Below are 22,542 nucleotides of genomic sequence, written 5' to 3'. Positions count from 1 at the left end.
CATTAAACCGTCTGTGTTAAATATTGCAACATGTTATCAACTGTCTGAATACCTTTGGCGGTAATTTCATAACTGCGTTGAGCTTGAATCATATTGACGAGTTCTTCAACGACATTCACGTTAGAAGCTTCTAATGATCCTTGCAATAAGGTTCCTAATCCGGCGTTGCCTGGGATGTCAGTTTGCGCAGGGCCACTTGCAACAGTCTCCAGGAATAGATTTTGTCCAATTGGTTGTAATCCAGTAGGGTTAATAAAATCGGTGAGTTCCAAGGTACCGATTTGTGTAGGAACATTGTTACCGGCCACCAACGCAGTCACAGTGCCGTCCTGGCCAATTGTTATATTTAATGTTTGCTCTGGAATGGTAATTGGGGGTTGTATTACATAACCATTTGCAGTAACGATTTGACCTTGAGAGTCACTCTGGAAAGTTCCATCGCGGGTGTAAGCTTCAGTACCATCAGGCAGCAGCACCTTTATGAAGCCGCGCCCTTGAATAGCTACATCTAAAGCATTCTGCGTGTTTTGAATACTGCCCTGACTAAAGATTTTTTGAGTAGAGACCATATGAACACCAGTACCCATATTGATACCGGTGGGTATTTCAGTGTTTTGTGTGGATTGTGCGCCAGCCTGGCGTAAATTTTGATAAATTAAATCTTCAAAGACCGCTCTTCCCTTTTTAAATCCTGTGGTATTAACGTTAGCCAGGTTGTTTGCGATATTCGCAATATTTTTATCTTGTGCATCAAGCCCGGTTTTACTAACCCATAATGCTGGTTCCATAGCCGTTCCTTATTATTATTCTTATTGTTAGGCTCTTCAAAAATCATATACGCAATAGTTCTGCCAACCCATCTGCAGCTTCTGCGGCAACTTGAATGGTTTTCATTTGCGCATCAAATTCTCGACCTGATGCAATCAAATCCACCATTTCCTCGACGGCATTCACATTACTACCTTCTAGTGCTCCTTTTACCACAACCACAGTAGCATCACTAGGTGCTACGCCTCCTTGTTTTAAACTCATCAATCCATCAAGATTCTTTACCAGATTCTTAGGATTTAACTTTACTAGCTTTAACCTGTCAATAACCGCCAACGTATCAGGATCACCATCAAGAGGAACAATGGATATTGTACCGTCGCTACCAATTTCAATACGTTGTGCTGGCGGAATAGAAATAGGACCACCATCCCCCAGCACGGGTTTATTCGCAGCGGTGACTAACATGCCATTTTCAGTTATATGAAAATCACCGGCTCGAGTGTAAGCCTCTTTTCCTTGTGAATCCTGCACTGCAAACCACCCATCTCCCTGCACAGCGACATCCAAATCGCGGCCTGTTGTTATTAATTCACCATCGGCAAAATTAGTACCATTTTCGGTTTCAACGACAAAGGCCTCTTCCGTTGCCACTGGACCTGTAACATACATGGATTCAAACTGAGCTATATCGGCCTTAAATCCGGTCGTACCAATGTTGGCTAAATTGTTTGAAGCAACGTTTTGTTTTCTAAAGTCAGTTTGTGAGCCACTCATTGCATTATAAAGCACAGGTTCCATTGTTCACCTCTTGTCATTTAAACCATCAACCACCTGCAAACACTAATTTATTAGCGAATATTAATAATGGTTTGTGTTACAGCATCCGCTGTCCTAATAGTTTGGGCATTTGCCTGGAAATTACGCTGAGCGCCTATCAAATCAACCAGTTCACCAGTTAAATCAACATTAGACTCTTCCAAAGCACCAGACTGGATTAAACCAAGACTGGCCGTGCCAGGATTACTAATTAAAGCTTGGCCTGATGACGAGGTTTCAGCCCAATTGGTGTCGCCTAATGCTTGCAATCCATCTGGATTGGTAAAATTAGCCAATTGTATTTGCCCCATGACCCTCGATTGCCCATTCGCATAACGACCAAATAAAGTTCCTTGCTCATCGATATCTAAACCATCGAGACGCCCCGTGGTATACCCATTTTGCACGTTGGATTGAACAGCAAAGGGACTACCAAATTGGGTGCTATTAGAGAAATCAACAGTAAAATTCAACGGATCCGCACCATTTGTCAGCGCCATGTTGAGTGGTATAAGGTTATTTGCTAAAGCTGTATTCGTAGTATCCAGGGCAGTACTGAACGATCCATCACTATTAAAATTTACTCTAAATAAATTATCAGTATTCTCAGTCCCTACGTTTGCTGGCAAATTTTGGTTATCAAGTTGAAAAGCGATATACCATTGATTTTGAGTACCCGGAGGCGAGGAGGCGTTCGGGTCACCTAACGCTGCAGAAGAGTCAGCGTGAATGAAATACATCGACAAGACATGAGAATTACCCAAGCTATCATAGATTGTTGTTGATGTTGCATTATTATAAGTATCCTGTGCCGGGGTTGCGCCACCAGTCCAATTGACTGTAGGGGCCGGGCTTGCCGCATACAAATTGACGCCGCTGGAGACAGTAGTTGTAGCGCTAGGACTTATATTGGCGGTATTTATCTGTAGATTTCCTGAGACATTCGAAATATTGCCATTCGCATCAGCCAGCAATCCAGTTAAATTTTGGTTTGAACTATTCACAATGAAACCATCAACATCCAAACCAAATGACCCGGCTCTTGAATAAACTTTCGAGCCTTGATCACTTAGGACAAAAAATCCTGAACCACTTATGGCTAGATCTAGACTATTATTGGTAAAGCTAAATGTTCCCTGACCAAAATTTTGTTGTACCCGGGATAAACGAACACCGCTCCCTATTACATTGCCTCCACCACCATAAGAGCCAGTTGCATAAACATCCGCAAATTCAGCCCGCGAGCTTTTAAATCCTATGGTAGCTGAATTAGCAATATTATTACCAATTACATCCAGATCTTTACTGGCTGCCTGAATTCCACTTAGTGCTGTTCCGAATACCATAATTGCCTCCTGCAATAATATTCAAAGCTTAGCAAAATCTAAGCTTTGCTTATAGTAAAGGCAGGTAAATTACCTGCTCTCAACTACGCTATCCTGTAATCTGCTTCACATCGCTCAAGGCTACTGAACCAATACCTGCTACATTAAGTTTTACGCCTTCACCATTTTGACCTAGACTCACACTATCAACATTAGCAGCGGTCATCGTCCTTAAGGCCACTTCTTTTCCTGAATATACGCCATTTACTTTGATTGTATATTTTCCGGCAGGAACCCTCTGACCATTTTGATTAAACCCATCCCAACTGAATTCAAAAAGCCCCGCGGAACGTTGTCCTAATGGGATAGTCCGCAGAAGCTCTCCTGCTTCTGAATAAATTGCTGCTTTTAAGTTATCGACTCCTGCGGGAATATCAACTGCAGCCTTAGTCTCCCCTTCTTGTCCCAGGCTCATTACATTGCTGTTTACTAATACTTTACGTCCTACTAATGCAGACGCTTGAAGTGCTTGATTAGATTGTAATGAAGAAGCTAGATTTTGAATTGATTCTTGCATTTTAGTAATCCCATCATTCGTGCTGAACTGCGCCATTTGAGAAAGAAAATCGCCATTAGTTTGTGGTTCTAAAGGATCCTGGTGTTGTATTTGAGCAATCATTAATTTTAGAAAATCTGCTTGCCCTAGACTTTTCTGAGGGCCTGTTGCGACTGGTCCCGTCAATGAGTTGGTTGCGCCATCAATTGAATTCATTGCCATTATTTAGTGCCCCTTACTGTCCAAGTTGTAAAGTTCGCTGGATTAGCTGTTTTGAGGTATTGATTACCTCCAAATTCATCTGATAGGCTTTTGATGCCGAAATGATATTTGCTATTTCAGCGACATAGTTAATATTCGGTGCATAAACAAATCCATCCGCATCAGCCAAAGGATTATTCGGATCATATTGCTTAAGCGCTTCTGCTTCACTTTCATAAATATCACTGACTTCCACGCCAGCTTTAACCTGATTATCCATCCAAGCCTGCGCTTCATCCTGGACAGTTCTAAAAACAGGATATTGTGCTTTATAGGTATCATCGGGGTTACTAGTAACGACGTTAGCGTTACTCATATTACTGGTGCTTGTTGTTAATCGCGCTGTTTCAGCAACAAGAGCCGAACCGGCAATATCAAATACATTGTTTAGGGAAGACATCATTATTCTCCTTTCAGCGCAGTGATCATGGATTTAATTTTACCATCCAGAAAGGTTAGACTGGCTTGATAGGACAATGCATTTCGAGCAAATTCAGTGGCCTCCAGATTTTTGTCCACCGTATTGCCATCCAGCGTTACATGACTAGGTGTGCGATATTTAAGCTGTTTGTCAAAATCACTTTGACCCACGATATGATTGGGTTTATCAACTACCATTTCTTGAGAAGAGCCCGTCATTACTTGGCTTAGTGCATCCTTAAAATCCAAGTCTTGGGCTTTGTAGTTAGGCGTATTGACATTTGCTAAATTCATAGCAATCTGTGATGAACGTTGATCACGCAAGACCAACGCCTTTGCATGAATCCCAAGATACTTATCTAAATCCAAGGCCATTTCTCAAACTCCCTTTTTACTGTCATCTGCAATTAAGCAAATGACGTGCCAATATTCATTATATTTTTACCCGCCAGGTCTATATTTCTTTTCCTTAAGCGTATATTTTACGCTTATTTGTTTTACTGATGTAACTGTTTTTGTATTGCCCTTCACAAATAATTTGTGGACAAACGCAAGACAGCTTTTTGTCTTTAGCGAACCAGGAGTAACTTATATGAGTACAATCCAGAAATTACCCTCAAACGCCATTGAATTAGTTAAACTATATCTTTTACAGTTGCAAAATAATATTTGTAAAACCTTGGAAGAGCTTGATGGTGAAGGTAAATTTGTAGAGGATCGCTGGGTTAGACCTCTAGGAGGCGGTGGCATTACACGAATTCTGAATGAAGGAAAGGTTTTTGCAAAGGCCGGGGTAAATTTTTCTCATGTTTCTGGTGAGGAACTACCTGCATCAGCTACTGCTCATCGCGAAGAATTGGCAGGTCGCCGATTTCATGCCTTAGGTGTGTCACTTGTTATTCATCCTGATAACCCGTATGTTCCGACCTCTCATGCAAATGTCCGTTTCTTCATCGCAGAAAAAGAAGGTAACAGTCCTGTATGGTGGTTTGGCGGTGGTTTTGATCTCACTCCTTATTATGGTTTTCGTGAAGATTGTAAACAATGGCATCAGACAGCATTTGCGGCTTGTCAACCTTTTGGAGCCGAGATTTATCCAAAATTTAAATCCTGGTGCGATCGTTATTTCTATCTTAAACACCGTCAGGAGGCCCGAGGAATTGGAGGGCTATTCTTTGATGATTTCAATGAAGGGGGTTTTGATAATAGCTTCGCTTTGATGAAAAGCGTTGGTGATCATTTTATTAAAGCGTACGAGCCTATTGTTAAAAGACGTAAAGAAATACCCTATGGACAACAAGAAAAAGATTTTCAACTTTATAGACGCGGACGTTATGTCGAATTTAATCTGGTTTATGATCGAGGAACATTGTTTGGTTTGCAATCAGGAGGCAGAACAGAATCCATCCTCATGTCTCTGCCACCTGAAGTTCATTGGAAATATAACTGGCAACCTGAACCAGATAGTGCCGAAGCCAAACTCTATACAGACTTTTTACCCGCCAAGGATTGGCTAAATGATTAACCCTACTTTTGAACACTAGCCCGGGCTAGTGTTCATTCCAGTTTGACCTCTTTATCAGCAAACATAACTGTATAGTTTTTATGAAACTCAAATTGCGTTCCCTCAAATACACGCCAATCTACAGAACACTTCTCGGAATGCAAGTTTATTAAAAAATAACTGTTCCTGCCATCTCTAGTTCTTGTACATGACAAAGAACCGGCATGTAATACTAAGCAAGTCCTGTCATTTTTTTTCTTTATCAAACCCAGATTCGCATAATGCAGATGCCCTGTGCATACGATATCGATATTACTGGTTTGTAAGTAATTTAAAAATTGATCTTCATTTTGCAAAGGCCTATGCAACCCTTCGATATGATCAAAGTTATGATGAAAAAATAATATGTTAACGCTTTTATTAGCTTCTAAAAAAAAATGTTCGATATTATACAGAGTTGACGTCGTTAATTTACCTTCTATTGCTTTAAAAGGATTAACACTACTAACTCCTAGAATAGAAATATCATTATTTGTAAATTTTGACTTAAAGTGTTCACCAACATACTGATTATATGATTTGAGTGGCCATAATAAGCGAGCAACCAGGTTGTACAATGGCACATCATGGTTCCCCGGAACCAGCAAAACAGTTCCGGGTAATCGATTTAAAAATGATTGTAATAATTTAAATTGATAGCTTTTTGCACGCTGGGTTAAATCACCAGAAATAATTATTATTTCTGGTTGCAAAAGATTTACATCCTTTAGAAAAGCTTCCAATACTTGAGGACCATGCATACCAAAATGCAAATCAGAAATATGCGCTATTTTCATTTTAGGGTTAACAGTTGTAATGAGTCGGGAAGACAACGATAAATTAAAGGAGTTTCTATCATGATTGCATCCCCATCTAATGAAATATTCACTTCGCGCCTATTTTTTACATTAACTTTAATTGTTGTTTCAGATTTCATAATTTCAAAGTTACTTGCTCTTTTTAATAAATGTTCGAAAACCTTTAAAATTGTCATCTTTCCATATTTTAAAAAATAGATTCCCAGTGCTTTTTGATTGAAAGTTTCTCGTCCAATCGTTATCGGAAATTGATAGGAGTAGAGATTGTTAGAAACCATAAAAAACGACGTGCGAATAGTACGGTTTAAGTTTTGGCTTTGTATTACCACATGAAACGTGTCATGGTAACGAAGCGTTTCTAAAAAACTTGGAATATAACTTAACCATTTAGGAAAATATTTAGCATAATGGTCTCGTTTTTTGGCTAATCTAGGATAGAAACCGAGAGATGAATTATTAATGAACACAAGTCCATTGACTTCAGCAAGATCAATTTTAATGACTTTGGGCTTTTTGATTGCAGCAATTAAGTCATTGACGGTAAATGGCAAGGCTAATTCTTTGGCAAAATGATTCATCGTTCCCAGGGGTAAAACCCCAAGAGTAATTGGACGATTTGCACAATATTGAGCAGCGTTCCGAATAGTACCATCTCCTCCCCCCACGAGTAAAAGAGAGCAATCCTGCACACATTGCTTAAGCGTTGCATCTAAATCTTGCGGTTCAATCTGAAAACAATTGTAATCGATTTGCTCTTTATTAAATGCATCAAGATAATTATCAATTAATGCGGCATTCTTCGCTTTTTTGTTTACTACAATAGCTATCTTAGTCACAATTACCTCTTAATAGAGAAATAAAATACTGACTTACAAAATCCTTAATTTATAAAGAGCCAACCATAATCCCATAGCAGCTAATGCATTTAAGATAGCTAACAAAAGAAAAATCATGGGAATACTTATATTTAAATAAAGTAAAAACATTACAAAACAAGAACCAAGCACCATAAATAAAGCATTGAAGATATTATTTGTAGCAATTGTACGCGCCCGCAAGCTCTCGTCACTTGCTACTTGTATATAAGTATATAACGGAACAATAAATAATCCTGCACTAAACGAAAATAGAAAAAAATCGACAGTAATGCGTAAATTATTAAATTTGGATAAAAAGACAACCAAAGACTGTAGTGGCTCTGCTATTATGAAATTAGGTGAGGCAAGATATAAATCCACAGCAAATAAGGATAAAAATATCATACTGAGCGGGACAAAACGTAAGGTGATGTTCCCGTTCAATAGACGCCCTATGACAATGGATCCCAAAGCAATTCCGATAGAAAATAGCGCAAGAAAAAATGCGAAAACTGAAGCTGAAGCTCTTAAAATATAATGTGTGTAATCCGGTAATTTTGTTAGCATCACCGCGCCAATTAACCAAAACCAGGATATCGTAAAAATAGCAGGTAATACTTTGTAATTGCTCATCGCATTTTTTAGCATTTGCCTTGTAGCACGCCATACATGCCAATCTATATTCAACTTAGTTGCATTTGCTGGAGCCTTAGGAATAAATAAACTCGATATTAACCCCAACCAAGCCACCAAATTAGTTAAAATTATTGCATAACCAGTATGTGATTGAGCGCTGCCAATACTTAATGTACCCAATGTGGTTCCTAAAAGAATAGCTAAAAATGTTGAGGCTTCTATGAGTGATGTAGCACCAAGTAACTCATCTCGTTGTAAATGATCAGGAAGAATTGAGTATTTTATTGGTCCGAAGAATGTGGAGTGAATCCCCATACCTGTTAATGTAATCATCATTAGTGCAACACTTTGTAAATAGAGTGAGAAACCTCCAATTATCATTAGACATACTTCAAATCCTTTCACAATAACAGACATATGGGCTTTATCGAACTTATCCGCAAGCTGGCCCGCCGTCGCTGAGAAAAGAAAAAAGGGAAGTGTAAATAAAGCACCAGCTATTGCCTGGTACATTTCGGACTGGTCTAGAGAAGTACTCAGATGGTAACTTATTAAAGTAAGCATCGCCAGCTTAAAAGCATTATCATTAAAAGCACCAAAAAATTGCGTTAAAAAAAGTGGTAAGAATCTCCTCTTTTTTAATAAATAACTCGTGGGAAGTCCCATTTAACACTCCGAAACCGCAATTTAACTACTTAAATGCCAGGACACCTAAATAATTACTGACAATCCTTAGGAATCAGAGGACAACCATGAGCATTCTTACGAACGTCAAAAACTACTTTGCCGTGAATATCATGAGGGTTAATATTTACTTGTCCCACACAATTCATAAATACATGGCTGTCATTTCCAAGCATCAGAAAATTATCGTGATTAAAATTTGAAGGTAAGTCGACTAAACTCTTAACACTGATAGGTGATGACAAAACCTCTTTATTATTTTCTTCTTTAATATAATTAAGAAGTATATGGCTTTTTTTATCATTCTTCTCATAGACATCCATTGCTTCCAGATGGTTATCACTGCAGCGCCAAAAAACTTTATAATCTACCGCCCAGCCTGTAACCGTAAAAAGCAATAATGATGATGCTAAAATGCCATTTTTCATCTCTTTACTCCCTTTGAATTCAAACACTTATCAATAAAAAACGGAATATGTTTTCTCTCATGTTATTGGGTAAGAATCCATCATGAGCTTGCCATAGCTCTTTTACTTAAAGAGGCAATAATTTTTTCAAGACTATGTGGATGTGGATCTGTTTGTTCGATAATGGCTCTAGCACGCTGTTCACAATAATCTTTTACTTCCCGGTCAGGTAAAATATAAAAAGTTTTGTTTTCAACTTCCTTAATAATATGTGATGCAACATCTTCTGCAGGTCTGCTACGAGCAACTAAATCAGCAACCATATGATGCAAGGTATCTGTATGCAGGGGAGTAGAATTTTTAAGTAATTGTGTATTGGCAAAGGAAGGACAAACCACTGATACATCAACTGGTTTTTCCAGACGCTTTAGATCAAAATGCAAGGATTCAGAAAGCGCTACAATAGCATGTTTAGACATAGCATAAGCAGACATCTGCGAACCACTGCATAAACCATATAAACTGGCCATATTAATTATATGAGCACGGTGCTGCTGTTTAAACATAAAAGGTAAGAATGCTTGTACACCATGAATTACTCCATGCAGGTTAACATCAATCACTTTACGGATATGCTCATGGGTTAACTCCCATATGGGTGCCAAATGACCACTAATTCCCGCATTATTGAATAGCCAATCAATGCGATTAAAATGTTCATAAGTTTGTTTTGCTAAATGCCTAAGACTGTCGGCTTTAGTCACATCACAGACTACACCCAATACTTCAACTTGCGATTGATTACTTAATTGCTCAACCTGGTCACATAAAGCAGTTACTGCATTATCTGCCATAACAACATGAATACCACGTTGTATACAAGCATGAGTTAAGGCAAGTCCAATTCCACTGGCCGCGCCAGTAATCACCGCAACTCTTTGATTAGACTCCATTCCAATCTCTCCTGAAGTGACATTGTGAGTGTTGATTATTAGTTCTCTCTCAGTATTAAATGCATTAGTATGTACACGTTACTATCTTTGTGGTTTTATTTTAAACAAAACATACTACCGTGGTGGATAATAACGATTCTTCTAGCACTTGGTCAAGAATAAGTAGCCTTCTACAGTGTAACTGGCAACTACAGCAAATATAAATGATAAAATTATCAGTTTACAAATTTACGGGAATTAGGTAAATAAAATTTATAGACGCAAAGTATTATTGATGTCACACCATTTAAAATCAACATAGAAAAAAGTCAGGCACTCCCTGCCTAACTTTTATCTAATATTCTTATTTTTGAGGATGCTATTCTTCGTTAGCGACTACAACAACATCTTGAGCCTTATAGCCTTTTGGACCTTTATCTAGCAAAAAAGTTACTGGGTCATTTTCATGTAAGGTTTTAAAGCCGACGCCTTGAATATCTTTGTAATGTACAAATATGTCATCACCTTGCTGATTGACGATAAATCCAAATCCTTTTTTCTCATTGAACCACTTAACATGGCCAGTTTCTCTCTGCGACATTCATATCCCCTTTCGTCTAAAACTCACCTACTTCCAGATAGTAGATTAAAACAATTCAGCGCATTCACCAAAAGGCCAAAATACAAGCAGTCATGCAATAAATACCACAAGTAAAACGGATTTTGAGCTACATGATGAATACTTTCATGTCAGTACTAACCAACATTCGATTAGAATAGCAGTTTTTTATTGATTGTTAACGATTTTTTTAAAAAAACATGCAATCTCTTTATTTTTTGCATCCACTGCTAATAAACTTTTGTAGAATAAGCCTTGCTGTCTATAAAGTAGGATATATTAATGAACCAATTTAAAGAATCGTTTATTCGTTTAGCGCTGGATTGTCAGGTACTAAAATTTGGCGAATTTACTCTTAAATCTGGCCGGAAAAGTCCCTATTTTTTTAATGCTGGCTTATTTTATCAAGGTGATGCTTTACGTCAGTTAGGACATTTTTATGCTAAAACACTGATTAATCACCAGATTGATTTTCAACATCTTTTTGGTCCTGCCTATAAAGGCCTTCCTTTGGCAACAGCAACAGCAATTGCATTGGCAGAACTAGACGTTAATGTCACGGTGACATTTAATCGTAAAGAAGTCAAAGTGCATGGTGAAGGAGGCCAACTTATCGGTGCGCCCCTTCAGGGCAAAACCATCATTGTTGATGATGTTATTACAGCGGGCACAGCCTTTCGTGAAGCCCAAACGCTGATTCGTCAGAACGGTGGCCAATTAACAGGAGTTATTATTGCCCTTGATCGTTGCGAACGTGGGGTCGGTAGTCAATCAACTCTTGCAGAAATTGAAGCTCAAGGCATTCGCGTTTTCTCTATAATTACCCTCTTTGATTTAATTGATTTTCTGCAAATGAATAATCAATTAGATAAAGTTGAGCGCTTGATGGCTTATCAAAGCGAATATGGCTGTAGCTAATATAATCTGTCGTCATTAACACGGCATCCAGACAAAAAGATTCCGCGCTTATGCGCGGAACGTAGACATTAGATATCAGGCAATCCCTAGATACAGATTGCACTTAAGAATTTAGTACAACTAATAAGCTGCAATATCGATAGTTCTTAATTTATAATTTAGGATTTTACCTTGTCTTAAGACACTAAGATTTATCGTTTCACCTACTTTAATATCTACAAGAATATTATAAAAATTATCGTAATTTTTTACGGGATGACCATTAATTGCAGTAATAACATCACCAATATGAATGCGCCCCCAACTATCGCGTACTGTTCCGTGTAATTTTGCCTGGGCAGCTGGGGTATGAGGGAGAACATCAGCAACTAATAAACCCTTTTCAATTCCAAGTCGTCTAGCGATATGCGGCTCAACAACCTGAATACCAATCCCTGATAACATTACACGGCCATTTTTAATAATTTGCGGGACAATACGAGCAATGTCATCTGCAGGTACTGCAAAACCCACACCAGCAGAAGAACCTGAATTTGAATAGATTGCTGTATTTAAACCAATGAGTCGACCTTTGCTATCTAATAGAGGGCCTCCTGAATTTCCAGGATTAATCGAAGTATCTGTTTGAATCATATCACGAATGGTAACACCACCTGCACCAGGAACCTGACGTCCTAAAGCGGAAATTACCCCCACCGTTAAACTGTGATCCAATCCAAAAGGATTACCAATAGCAATTGTTTTTTGTCCCACAAGTAACTCATTGGTGTGCGTCAGTTCAAATGGAGTAAATGATTTTAATAACTCCAATGCTTTAGGAGATTTAATGGCAAGAACAGCAATATCTTTACGAGGTTCTGCGCCTACTACTTTTGCAGGAACTGTTAACTTACCAATGCTCACCGTCAAGTTATCTGCACCATTAATCACATGAAAATTAGTAACTATATGGCCTTGTGCGTCCCAAATAATGCCTGAGCCGGCTCCAGCATTTACTTGCATGCGCTCATAAGAATGATTAACAACGGTTGCCAAGCGGTGCACATAAACAACTTTGGGTGAAAACTTTTGAAAGATTTCAACAGTATTCCTCTCATTCGGCAACAGCTCATCTAACGTAGTACCGTATGAAGTCAACGCCATCATACTCGAACAAGAAAACAACAATAACGACAACCATCTACGTCTCATTATCAAACTCCATACCTATTGCTCCAGACAAACGCTTGCGAATACTCTGGCGCGACAATAACTTATTAATTACAGGTTGAGGGAAATCAGTAATCCTGATCACGTTTTTACTTATTAGAACATCAATGAGATCTTCTAATACACGAATTAATTGCAGATCAGATTGCAATAATTCCAGTTTTTTTTTGTTATCACAGCGCGCTAGAAACTCGAGAACCTCCGGATGCGCCATGTCAATTTCTTCCATTTCCGAGGAACCTGTTTCATAAATTGCGCAAATTTTTCCTTCACTATCACGTTTAATATAAGTCACAGGATTGTCCTTAATTTAATTTTTGCCAATTATGCCTTATTTTAGTGTAACTAGACAAATAAAAAAACATAATTACGCCTGTTTTGCCCAAAGTTAACATGGGAACGAACTGTAAATTTTTAAAGTCATTTTAGAAAATTTAATAAAAAATAGTTATTAATCAAAAGTGAATGTTTTCCTGGACGTAAAGTATGTATATCTTGCTGCGGGCATCTTTTGTATAACCTTGATGTTTGCATTGCTAGCATCAAGGTTAAGACTTTATAACAAGACGATTTATTAAGTGGATTTGAAGATTACGTTTTTATTTAAAGCTACACTGCAAATTCTTTCTTACCATTATTGCCTTCATTTTCATCATTATTAGGAATATCCTCTATTACCTCACCATCCTCTTTGCCATTAATATCATCTTCAGCCTCTGCCACATCTTCTCTAGCATCAATTTCATCTTTAGCTTGTTCATCGTTAATGTCACTGGAAGGCTTAAAATATTGCATGAGCATCGTTATTGGAGCCATGATCATTGCTTTGAATGTCTGTGTGCCCGCATCAATTGATTTCACGGCAATATTTTCACTATTTCGGTTATGACGCAGATAAATCTTTTCTAATAGTCCTGAATGACGTTGGTAGATAGCATCCAGATGTCTGTTACGCTTTTTTTCCTGATCTAAAAGATAATCTTTTAACTCAGAATGTGTATCCCATAGTGAATCTCTTCTTTTTTGCAATTGCTCTAACTCACTATCATAAAATCCAAGCTCACTATCTATTTCACTTTTAAGCTTGTCACAAATTGCCTTGCGCTCAGCAGACTGCTCCCCACTAATCATTGCTGTTGATTCCCTAACAGCAATTTGAGCATAACGTTCTATTAAATCTGCTTTTTTCTTAAGAATGTCTTCGATTTTTTGATCAAGATATTGAATAGCATCCTTGTTTGTACCTAAAACCTGATAATGAGAATCAAAACGTTTATTATTCGCCATCTCACTACGAAGGTTTTCCAACTCTTTTACTTCCTGAGTAAGTGCTATCTGCTGAGCTTTATCGTTTAAATTTTTATCGCGGCTTAATAACAGCTGTCGAATAAAAGCTGACAATACAGCAACAACGCCAAATGCAGTCGCACAAATGATCGCTATAGTTACTGGTTCCATAGCAAAGTCTCCTTTAGTGCAAATGAATCAATTGAGTATGTATATCGATGGCAAAATAACGGCTGAATGCTTGAAACGAATCAACAACAGGCCATTCTTCAACGTTATTGCACATACGCATCATTTCTGCTTCAAAAATAGGCTCGTAGTGATGTTGCAGAAATGGTTTAATCTGGGTCAATTTAGTGAAATTTTTAACTACTACTGTTGCATTCTCAGCCAGGTGAGAAATATTAACTTTCTCTAATACACTAACCAAATCACTCTGATCTTCAACAGCTGCCTTCATCCATTTCAATAAAACTGAACGTGGCCTGACACGTAGTAACTGCTTACCTTCTTCAAAAGAGGGTTCCATAAGAACGATGTGAGAATGAAGTTCAAATTTAAAACAGCATAAAAAGTCTAGAAAGCTTCCTTCGATTTCGTTACGTGCGTTTTCACCCAGCCAACGACATATCTCATGCCTAAACATCGTGGTGAAGTGTCGTTCTATTTCATTTAAAGTATCTTCATCATTTTTCTGCTTTTCAATAACATAAGCTGTGTTATCAGTTTGCAACAAACGTAATTCTGGTAACTCAATCTCTGGTAATTGTGAAGCAAGGAATGATAAAAAAACTGGAGTAGGTTTGAGAATTATAATTTCCCATTTACTTGATTGCATGACGCTCTCCTTGATTTTATCGACTCATCCTGAGTACAGCTAAAAAGCAAAATCAACGTCTTTTTTCCCCTAACTTTTTTTAAGGGAAGACTATCAGATTAGTTCAATTTAAAAATAATGACAAGCAAAAAATTATTTTTTTATAAATTAGACGCCGAGGTATTTTAAATGGCGGTAGATTAACCCAGAACAAAAAAAACTAATAAAATCATATGGTATCGCGAAACACGCGTTATTCGCCCACTCTGTCATTCCGAGCGTAGCGAAGAACCTCCTGTCATTGGACGATGTCATTAGAATTCAGTATTAAAGTCATATAATCAGACATCTACTAAGCAGAAGTATTACCAAATTACGCGAGATTCCTCACTACACTTGGAATGACGGTAATTTTAGACACGGTTTTATTTTTTAATGAGATAGCACTGGGACCTTTGCCTTGACATAATCATTCTTCGCTATACTATATACCTGCCGTTTTTTTCCAGTATTCGACATGAAACTCCTAAAAAAACTAACTGTCTCGATAGTTGCCTTTCTCATTGTAGCCGCCGTTATCCTATGGGCACTTGCCAAATCAATTAATCCAGAAGTTATTAAAGACTATGTCAGCTCACAATTGACTGCCTTAACAGATCAGCAAAGCCAGGTCGATGGCGACATTTCCTGGCAAATTTTTCCACGCCCAGGAATAAAAATTACAAAAGTACAAATTGGTAGCGAAAAAAATGACCAAAGTAATTACTCGATAAAACTGGAGAATTTACTTTTTAATTTAAAAATTACCCCGCTTTTACGCGGTAAATTAGTTTTTAGTGAGCTCGATGTTAATGGTTTTCAAATTAACATAAATCCAAATGCAGAACCAATCAAGGTTAAAAACAAAAAAACAGCACAATCCTCCAGCCCCAAAAATCGCAACATTGCGGAACAATTTGCCATAGAGCGTTTTCTTTTGAGTCACGGCCAAATTAATTTCAATGGGAGCGAACAAACCATTAAACTGGCCAATTTACAAATTGGGGCTGAACAATTTAATTTAAATAAAACTCCCTTCCCTCTTCAGTTTAAAACCCAGCTAAATGTCGCTTCTGGTAACAAATCTGTTATGAAAGCACAAATTAATTTTAAAGGTAGTACAACGTTATCAACTTCCTTATTTAATAATCCATTTAATGCATTGCAAAATACACCACTGGACGGTCAATTAGCAGTCCAGGACTTTAACATTCATCAATTTAAAGTAAATAAAATTCGTGCACATGTAAAAACCAAACCAGGAGTACTCTGGTTAAACCCTCTAACTTTAAATATGTACAATGGCGAATCAGTTGGTGATCTCAGTTACGAGTTTGCCAGCATGAAACTTGCTCTCAATCAAACCGCGACTAATCTTAATGGCAATAAATTAACTTCCGATTTACTTAATAAAAAATTGTTTAAAGGCAGTGTCGATTTGTCCATTCATACTCAAGCCAATATGCAGAATAAAAATTGGCCTGAAAGCATTTTAGGAAAAGGTAATCTTACAATAAAAGATGGTATTGTTGAGTCAATAAATTTAGATAAGGTTATTGATGAAACGAGTAGTAAAATCAATAAATTGCTTAATGGTAAAAATAATGAGGTTAAAGATGTTTTACAATTAAGCCAATTTGATAATCCTGCTTTTTTCAAAGGAAACACCAATTTTAAATTGTTAACATTTCAATATTCTCTCCAAGATGCAAAATTACTAAGTGATTCGTTAGTACTACAAACCGAGCGCTTACAACTTAAGGGTGACGGGAAAGTAAACCTTAAAGACAATAGCGTGGATAGCCACCTGCTTGCTCAAGTTAGTTTAACTGATCCAGAAGTTGATAAAATTCAACAATTATTAGGTGGAAACTTTCCTCTTTTAGTTAAAGGTTACTTAACAGAGCCAACCGTATTACCTGATTTAAAAATTATTAACCCTATTCTTACCAAGTATTGGTTAAAAGAAACGCTGGTAAAACCGGTAAAGCAAATCCACAAACAAATCAAAACCCTTTTAACGACAAAGAATGACTAAGCAGCAACTACAAGAGCAATTTAGTCAACCTTTACTAACCTGGTTTGATACCTTTGGACGCAAGAATTTCCCTTGGCAAAATCCTCGAACTCCTTATCGGGTCTGGATTTCTGAAATTATGCTACAACAAACCCAAGTTAAAACTGTCATCCCTTATTTCGATCGTTTCATGAATCATTTTCCAGATATCCACCATTTGGCCGCAGCACCCGAGGATCAAGTATTAGCATTGTGGTCAGGATTAGGGTATTACAGTCGAGCGCGCAATCTCATAAAAACAGCAAAAATAATTTGTGCAGAGTATCAGGGGGAATTTCCTCATCGCCTGGAAGAATTGCTTGCCTTGCCTGGGATAGGTGACTCCACTGCCGCAGCAATTGCATCCCAGGCATTTAATCTGCCTGCAGCAATTCTCGATGGGAATGTAAAACGTGTTCTTTGCCGATACTTTATGATTGAAGGCTGGCCGGAGCAGGCTACAGTAAAAAAAAATCTCTGGCAACTGGCAAATCAGTGTATGCCCAATTACCGCTGTGCGGATTACACACAAGCTATTATGGATTTAGGGGCAACCTGCTGCACCATGAGGAACCCTAACTGCTATCACTGCCCTTTGCAGGAAACTTGCTTAGCTAAATTGCACGATAAAATAAATTTTTACCCACAAAAAAAACCTAAAAAAGCACTTCCTCATAGAAAGGAGCAATTTTTACTGCTCCACACAGCAGAAAACCAAATTTATCTGGAGAAAAGACCTCCGATAGGTCTTTGGGGTGGACTGTGGTGTATTCCAAGTATTGATATGAACACCTGTCCTAAAGAGCATATTAAAAAAATTTATAACCTTGACTGTTTAACTGCTAAAGAAATGATGAACCTCAAACATTCATTTAGCCATTTTCATCTTCACATTAAAGCCATTGAGATACAGGTAACGCCATCACCCAATACACTTGTTGAAACCAATGGCAGGTGGTTCAAACTAAACGAAATTAGTCATATTGGGCTAGCAAAACCAATCACAGCCATTATTACTCGCTTTCAAGAGAATCTAGGTTCTGGCGACGTTTGTTAATGACCAGCAAAATTAAAATTACCCCAGCTAACAGCAACATTATAATTTCTGCAGAATACAATTTTGCAACAGGAATACTTCTCCAGTGCACCAAGGCATAATAGAAGAAAATGATGACTGCACCAGATAAACTATTAAACAAAGATTGTACCCTTCCCTGATAACTTAAGTCTGTCATTTCTTGAGCTAATGTTGTCAACAATGCCCATGAAGAGAAAGAAAAGCCAAGCAAGAAATGATAGAAAATAGCCCATTCTGTATTCTGCGTATGACTAAAGAAGTAGAATGAAAGAACTCCCAGCATTACTTGACCAAAAATAACTCTGGTTAAAGAAAAACGTGTTGCTAACCAGGGACTTACAAAACCACCAAAAATGATACCTGCAGATAATGACGCCTCAAGCCAGCCAAATTGCGTAACATTGCTGTGTAATACTGATTTAGCATAGGGAGCTAGCAACACCGGGGCTGTCATATAACAAACAAAAAACAATCCCTGCACTAAATAAATCAATAAGAGAGGGAATCGGCGAATAATATAACGTCCTCCTTTTATAAATTGCATAGAAAAAGATTCAACGACGGTTTTTTCTTCGACTTCTCTGGAATAAGGAATTAATAAAATAAAAAGCGCTGCTAACAGATAACAAGCACTGTTAATAATAAAACAGGTAGCGAATGACGTTCCTGCCAAAATAAGGCCCGCGCCTCCCATCCCCAAAGCAGCCCCAACCTCGTAAGCAGTGTCGAGCATCGCATTAGCATAGAGTAAATCTTCCTCACCTTTAATAATTTCACGCACAAAAGCCATGGCAACAGGGATATAAGCGGCTAACAATGTCCCAATTAACGTGGCAAGGAAATAAATGGCAAAAGGTGTTGCATAATCATGATAAACCACTACTGCAAAACCAAATAAGCAAACAGCTCGCAAGCCAACGGTGGCTAGAAGTAATTTTTTACGATTCCACCTATCGGCAAGAACGCCTAAAAATGGCCCTAATACAACGTTTGGGAGCCAAAAGCAGGTCATCAGAATAGCAGTTGAAACGACGGAAGCATCAAAGCGAATTAATGCCCATACCATGACAATGTAAGTTAAACCATTACCGAACATGGCTAACATACAACTAAGCGTAAAATGCCTGAAAGCAGCATTTTTAAAGAGATGACGTTGTTTACTCAACATAATAATTTGTCTGTGTTGAAAGAGCAGCCCGCATTGATAGATAGCATGAGGCTCTTCATTGATTAAGAAAGAAACTCACTTGGATATTCTATAGTTTCTTTACATGGCTTATTCTGTGTCCTTTATCAAGATAATTTAGCCACACAGCCGCTATAGTATCACATCAGCGACAATATGAGAAGTTTTTGAACATAAAAAGGCTTATTGTGTTCGCCGATAAATCCAGTATTATCAACTCTTAATCTTCTTGAGAGTTGTTATGATTATTTTACTTATACTAGTTAGTCTTATCGCTTTATTATGGGCCGCCAACCAATTAATTACAGGCGCCTCAGGAATTGCGGCATACTACAGATTATCCCCACTTCTCATTGGGTTCACCTTGGTAGCTTTGGGCACTTCAGCACCCGAAATTATCATTTCTATCACAGCATCGATTGAAGGTTATACAGATATTGCAATTGGTGATGCCATTGGCACTAATATTGCAAATATTGGTTTGGTCTTAGGTTTGACCGCTCTTATTAAACCTATCCGCGTGCAATCTACCTTATTGCGCCGAGAATATCCCTTGCTTTTTCTGGTAATGCTTTTTTCTTACTCGTTAATGCTTGATGGTTATTTGGGAATTGTAGATGGTTGCTTGTTATTATTAATGTGTATAGGCATCCTCTGTTATTTTATTTTTGTAACTAGGCAACAACGCCCACAAAAACAACTGACTTTAGCTTTTCAGCAAGCATCACTCAATAAACACTCCATCAAATCGCATGTTGCAAGCTTTATTCTCGGTTTGATTGTGTTGCCTATCAGCGCCAAGTATTTGATAAATAATAGTATTCAGCTTGGTCATTTACTTGGCGCAAGTGATTTAGTAATGGGATTAACACTTATTGCCATAGGCACGTGCTTACCTGAATTGGCTACTTCTATTGTCGCTGTAATGAAGGGTGCCGATGATATTGCTATTGGTAATATTTTAGGCGCTAATATTTTTAATTTGCTTGCAGTGATAATCTTCCCCAGCATTATTCACCCTTCAGCAATCAGTACGACATTACTCTGGCGAGATATTCCAGTGATGTTTGTTACCACGTTTATTCTGCTATGGATTAATTATCGCAATAAAAAACGAATGGCTCGCTGGCATGGTGGGATTTTAATTTTGGTTTACTGCTGTTACATGGTGTCTATAATCATTAACGCCACACTTTGATTCAATTTCAATAAAGATTAGATTTTTACGGGAAGATGTTTTGCGGCTGTTGCTTTAAAATAGCAAGAGCTGCTACTGCCTCAGGTTGTCCCGCCTGCGCCGCTTTGTTAATCCAATACCAAGCTTTTTTGCGGTTTTCAACCACGCCTTGACCATAATAATACATATAGCCCACTGCATATTGAGCGTCAGGGCGTCCTTTTTTAGCTTCAGGTTTTAGGCGAACAAAAGCCTGGCGATAATCCTGGACGCGAAAACTCTTAATACCTTCTATTAAGTTTGAACGACTTGCACAAGCAAATTCTGTAAAACTTAAAACAATCACCAGAGCTATTCGCAGGGAAAAACGCATTACTTTATTCCTCAATTAGCGGCTTTGCTGGAGCATCGAAGGTTAATTCATTTTTTGGCAAACTTAAACTCTCAAGAGCACCATTATGCAAGACAACTACTCCATTTGGCGAAATTCGTTTAATAATAGCGCCACCAGGCAAAGAATCTCCAATAGAATAAATTTTTTCTTGCCCACCGCCAGCTCGAATTATAACTTGAGACTGATTTTCATCAGAGTCAAACATAATACCAACCACTTCAGCATCAAGCATGGATTGCTTAATCTCGGTCTCTGTCAAATTTGCAGGTACGTAATCGCCAAACAACGATATGGTAAATAGTGGAGAATTACTACGTAAATTTTCTTGAGCATTCTTATTCACAGGCATCGTGGCTACCATTACTTTTTCTGTTGTTTGAAAATGATTAACAATCTCCCACACAAATAAAAAGAAGGTAATGAAAAAAATAAGCACAGCGATTAATAATTTTGGATCTTTATAATCCGGAAGTAATGTCGTTTTTTTCATATCTTACTTCAACTTAGCATGATTTTTGCCTACTATTAATCGATTAATTAATATCAACTGACTAATAGAGCGATTTTCTTTAAAGCTTTGGATATTAACCAGTTAAGTGATACCTTCATCCCGTTTTCCTATCATCACAGAAAATTAAGGGATATTGCAAGTTTAGTCGAAGTTGTTAAAAACAATTCGGCTGTGGCAAGAAGATCTAAACATAACGAATGTTTATAGGAAATGAGCATGCAAATAAATCAAGAACCTGCTTACGTTCAGTTAGCAACAATGTCGCGTTGGTATGTTGTCTCACGAGCAATACATACCGTTGCAAAACTTGGCATTGCTAATCACATGTCCTTACAACCAATTAAAATTAAAAAATTAGCTGAAATGACCGGCACGAAACCAGAATTATTAGGAAGACTCCTAAAATTTCTTAGTGCTTATCAAGTATTCAATTGTGATGAAGAATCTTGTTCGCTTACCGAGTTATCATTGCCATTGCGAGATGACGACCCTCATTCTATTCGTGATGTTTTGTGCATGGTTGATGACAGTTGGTGGCAAGCTTTTGCAAACCTTGATACCAGTTTAAAAACAGGAAAATCTGCCTTTTCCCAACAACACGGTGATGATTTCTTTACTTTTCTTAGTAAGCATCCCGAAAAACAAAGTAATTTTGATAAAGGAATGGCAAAGTTATCCACCTATGATGACAAAGCAGTAGCGAATGCTTTTGATTTTTCGAGTTTCTCACATCTAATTGATATGGGCGGTGGACGTGGTGGCTTGGCAAAAGCAGTCGCTCATCAATACCCAACATTAAAAGTCATGTTATTTGACACTCCCGCTGTCATTTCCCAGCTCGATAGCAAGGACTTCTCAGAGCAAATAGAATTAGTTGCCGGCGATTTCTTAAAAGACATCCCCCAAGCTGACGCTTATCTCTTCAAAGGTGTTTTGCATGATTTTAATGATGAGTTAATGCAACAGATTTTAAGTAACTGTTTTCGACAAATGCCCCATAATTCAACTTTATTCATTGCTGAGCAAGTACTACCTGAACATGCCGGACCTCACCCAAATAAAACAATGGATATAGTGATGATGGTTTTATTAGGAGGGAGACAAAGACGTCTTTCAGAGTGGCAACGCTCTATAGAACCTGCAGGCTTTATTTATCAAGATAGCTATAAAACGAACACCTTGTTTACCTTGATGGCTTTTAAGCCTAATAAATAACCTTGTCTGC

Annotated in this window: 25 protein-coding genes; 6 read left to right on the top strand and 19 right to left on the bottom strand. The window is 37.9% G+C overall.

The window, feature by feature from the left end:
• Positions 1–2: 2 nt before the first annotated feature.
• From flgG to flgB, 6 genes are all read right to left on the bottom strand, one after another.
• A complete protein-coding gene (gene flgG / locus PXX05_RS04125; RefSeq protein WP_275089795.1) occupies positions 3–788 on the bottom strand; it encodes a flagellar basal-body rod protein FlgG in 786 nt (261 codons plus the stop codon).
• Between the two features lie 43 nt (positions 789–831).
• Positions 832–1,569, bottom strand: coding sequence for a flagellar basal-body rod protein FlgF (flgF, locus tag PXX05_RS04120; protein WP_275089794.1), 738 nt, complete (start codon positions 1,567–1,569; stop codon positions 832–834).
• Between the two features lie 50 nt (positions 1,570–1,619).
• Positions 1,620–2,933 (bottom strand): flagellar hook protein FlgE, encoded by a 1,314-nt coding sequence (flgE, locus tag PXX05_RS04115; protein ID WP_275089793.1) that lies wholly within the window; start codon positions 2,931–2,933, stop codon positions 1,620–1,622.
• A gap of 88 nt (positions 2,934–3,021) precedes the next feature.
• Positions 3,022–3,690, bottom strand: a complete 669-nt coding sequence (locus PXX05_RS04110; RefSeq protein WP_275089792.1) for a flagellar hook assembly protein FlgD — start codon at positions 3,688–3,690, stop codon at positions 3,022–3,024.
• 13 nt (positions 3,691–3,703) lie between these two features.
• A complete protein-coding gene (flgC, locus tag PXX05_RS04105) occupies positions 3,704–4,132 on the bottom strand; it encodes a flagellar basal body rod protein FlgC (RefSeq protein WP_275089791.1) in 429 nt (142 codons plus the stop codon).
• Positions 4,132–4,524: a flagellar basal body rod protein FlgB gene (gene flgB, locus PXX05_RS04100; protein WP_275089790.1), complete on the bottom strand. Its 393-nt coding sequence runs from the start codon at positions 4,522–4,524 to the stop codon at positions 4,132–4,134. The genes flgC and flgB overlap by 1 nt, the downstream gene beginning before the upstream one ends.
• A gap of 217 nt (positions 4,525–4,741) precedes the next feature.
• Between flgB and hemF the strand changes: the two genes are divergently transcribed.
• A complete protein-coding gene (gene hemF, locus PXX05_RS04095; protein ID WP_275089789.1) occupies positions 4,742–5,674 on the top strand; it encodes an oxygen-dependent coproporphyrinogen oxidase in 933 nt (310 codons plus the stop codon).
• A gap of 32 nt (positions 5,675–5,706) precedes the next feature.
• Here the strand turns inward: hemF and PXX05_RS04090 are convergent, their stop codons facing one another.
• The 6 genes from PXX05_RS04090 to PXX05_RS04065 all read right to left on the bottom strand — a co-directional run bounded on the left by PXX05_RS04090 (position 5,707) and on the right by PXX05_RS04065 (position 10,627).
• Positions 5,707–6,489: a metallophosphoesterase family protein gene (locus PXX05_RS04090; RefSeq protein ID WP_275089788.1), complete on the bottom strand. Its 783-nt coding sequence runs from the start codon at positions 6,487–6,489 to the stop codon at positions 5,707–5,709.
• On the bottom strand, positions 6,486–7,346 hold the full coding sequence (locus tag PXX05_RS04085; RefSeq protein ID WP_275089787.1) for a diacylglycerol/lipid kinase family protein: 861 nt from the start codon (positions 7,344–7,346) through the stop codon (positions 6,486–6,488). Before PXX05_RS04085 ends, PXX05_RS04090 begins: the two co-directional genes overlap by 4 nt.
• Positions 7,347–7,379: 33 nt before the next feature.
• Positions 7,380–8,669, bottom strand: a complete 1,290-nt coding sequence (locus tag PXX05_RS04080) for an MFS transporter (RefSeq protein ID WP_275089786.1) — start codon at positions 8,667–8,669, stop codon at positions 7,380–7,382.
• Between the two features lie 53 nt (positions 8,670–8,722).
• A complete protein-coding gene (locus PXX05_RS04075) occupies positions 8,723–9,115 on the bottom strand; it encodes a hypothetical protein (protein WP_275089785.1) in 393 nt (130 codons plus the stop codon).
• A gap of 80 nt (positions 9,116–9,195) precedes the next feature.
• Positions 9,196–10,047, bottom strand: coding sequence for an SDR family NAD(P)-dependent oxidoreductase (locus PXX05_RS04070; RefSeq protein ID WP_275089784.1), 852 nt, complete (start codon positions 10,045–10,047; stop codon positions 9,196–9,198).
• A gap of 358 nt (positions 10,048–10,405) precedes the next feature.
• Positions 10,406–10,627 (bottom strand): cold shock domain-containing protein, encoded by a 222-nt coding sequence (locus tag PXX05_RS04065; protein WP_275089782.1) that lies wholly within the window; start codon positions 10,625–10,627, stop codon positions 10,406–10,408.
• Positions 10,628–10,927: 300 nt separating this feature from the next.
• On the opposite strand from PXX05_RS04065, the gene pyrE reads away from it, so the two are divergent.
• Positions 10,928–11,563, top strand: a complete 636-nt coding sequence (gene pyrE, locus PXX05_RS04060; RefSeq protein ID WP_275089781.1) for an orotate phosphoribosyltransferase — start codon at positions 10,928–10,930, stop codon at positions 11,561–11,563.
• A gap of 120 nt (positions 11,564–11,683) precedes the next feature.
• On the opposite strand, the gene PXX05_RS04055 is transcribed toward pyrE, so the two are convergent.
• From PXX05_RS04055 to PXX05_RS04040, 4 genes are all read right to left on the bottom strand, one after another.
• Positions 11,684–12,754: a S1C family serine protease gene (locus PXX05_RS04055; RefSeq protein WP_420844629.1), complete on the bottom strand. Its 1,071-nt coding sequence runs from the start codon at positions 12,752–12,754 to the stop codon at positions 11,684–11,686.
• Positions 12,744–13,067 (bottom strand): hypothetical protein, encoded by a 324-nt coding sequence (locus PXX05_RS04050; RefSeq protein ID WP_275089780.1) that lies wholly within the window; start codon positions 13,065–13,067, stop codon positions 12,744–12,746. The genes PXX05_RS04055 and PXX05_RS04050 overlap by 11 nt, the downstream gene beginning before the upstream one ends.
• Positions 13,068–13,381: 314 nt before the next feature.
• Complete coding sequence (locus tag PXX05_RS04045; RefSeq protein WP_275089779.1) at positions 13,382–14,230, bottom strand: gluzincin family metallopeptidase; 849 nt, start codon at positions 14,228–14,230, stop codon at positions 13,382–13,384.
• A gap of 13 nt (positions 14,231–14,243) precedes the next feature.
• Positions 14,244–14,897, bottom strand: a complete 654-nt coding sequence (locus PXX05_RS04040) for a hypothetical protein (RefSeq protein WP_275089778.1) — start codon at positions 14,895–14,897, stop codon at positions 14,244–14,246.
• Positions 14,898–15,393: 496 nt separating this feature from the next.
• Here PXX05_RS04040 and PXX05_RS04035 point away from each other — a divergent pair, with 496 nt between their 5' ends.
• Complete coding sequence (locus PXX05_RS04035; protein WP_275089777.1) at positions 15,394–16,953, top strand: AsmA family protein; 1,560 nt, start codon at positions 15,394–15,396, stop codon at positions 16,951–16,953.
• Positions 16,946–18,028: an A/G-specific adenine glycosylase gene (gene mutY / locus PXX05_RS04030; protein ID WP_275089776.1), complete on the top strand. Its 1,083-nt coding sequence runs from the start codon at positions 16,946–16,948 to the stop codon at positions 18,026–18,028. Before PXX05_RS04035 ends, mutY begins: the two co-directional genes overlap by 8 nt.
• Here mutY and PXX05_RS04025 read toward each other — a convergent pair.
• A complete protein-coding gene (locus PXX05_RS04025; protein ID WP_275089775.1) occupies positions 17,985–19,217 on the bottom strand; it encodes an MFS transporter in 1,233 nt (410 codons plus the stop codon). The genes mutY and PXX05_RS04025 overlap by 44 nt on opposite strands.
• A gap of 259 nt (positions 19,218–19,476) precedes the next feature.
• Between PXX05_RS04025 and PXX05_RS04020 the strand changes: the two genes are divergently transcribed.
• Entirely contained in the window at positions 19,477–20,433 is a 957-nt protein-coding gene (locus PXX05_RS04020) for a calcium/sodium antiporter (protein WP_275089774.1), read from the top strand.
• Between the two features lie 25 nt (positions 20,434–20,458).
• Here the strand turns inward: PXX05_RS04020 and PXX05_RS04015 are convergent, their stop codons facing one another.
• Positions 20,459–20,785 carry a tetratricopeptide repeat protein gene (locus PXX05_RS04015; RefSeq protein WP_275089773.1) on the bottom strand — a complete coding sequence of 109 codons (327 nt, stop codon included), beginning with the start codon at positions 20,783–20,785 and terminating at the stop codon, positions 20,459–20,461.
• A 4-nt stretch (positions 20,786–20,789) separates the two neighbouring features.
• A complete protein-coding gene (locus PXX05_RS04010; protein WP_275089772.1) occupies positions 20,790–21,296 on the bottom strand; it encodes a type II secretion system protein N in 507 nt (168 codons plus the stop codon).
• A 237-nt stretch (positions 21,297–21,533) separates the two neighbouring features.
• On the opposite strand from PXX05_RS04010, the gene PXX05_RS04005 reads away from it, so the two are divergent.
• The gene (locus tag PXX05_RS04005) at positions 21,534–22,532 is read left to right on the top strand and encodes a methyltransferase (RefSeq protein ID WP_275089771.1); all 999 of its coding nucleotides are present in this window, start codon (positions 21,534–21,536) and stop codon (positions 22,530–22,532) included.
• Positions 22,533–22,542 lie beyond the last annotated feature (10 nt).

This window comes from Legionella cardiaca (assembly GCF_029026145.1).
Lineage (GTDB): Bacteria > Pseudomonadota > Gammaproteobacteria > Legionellales > Legionellaceae > Tatlockia > Tatlockia cardiaca.
The sequence above is the reverse complement of the archived record's forward strand: the minus strand, read 5'-3'. Positions and strand labels throughout refer to the sequence as shown.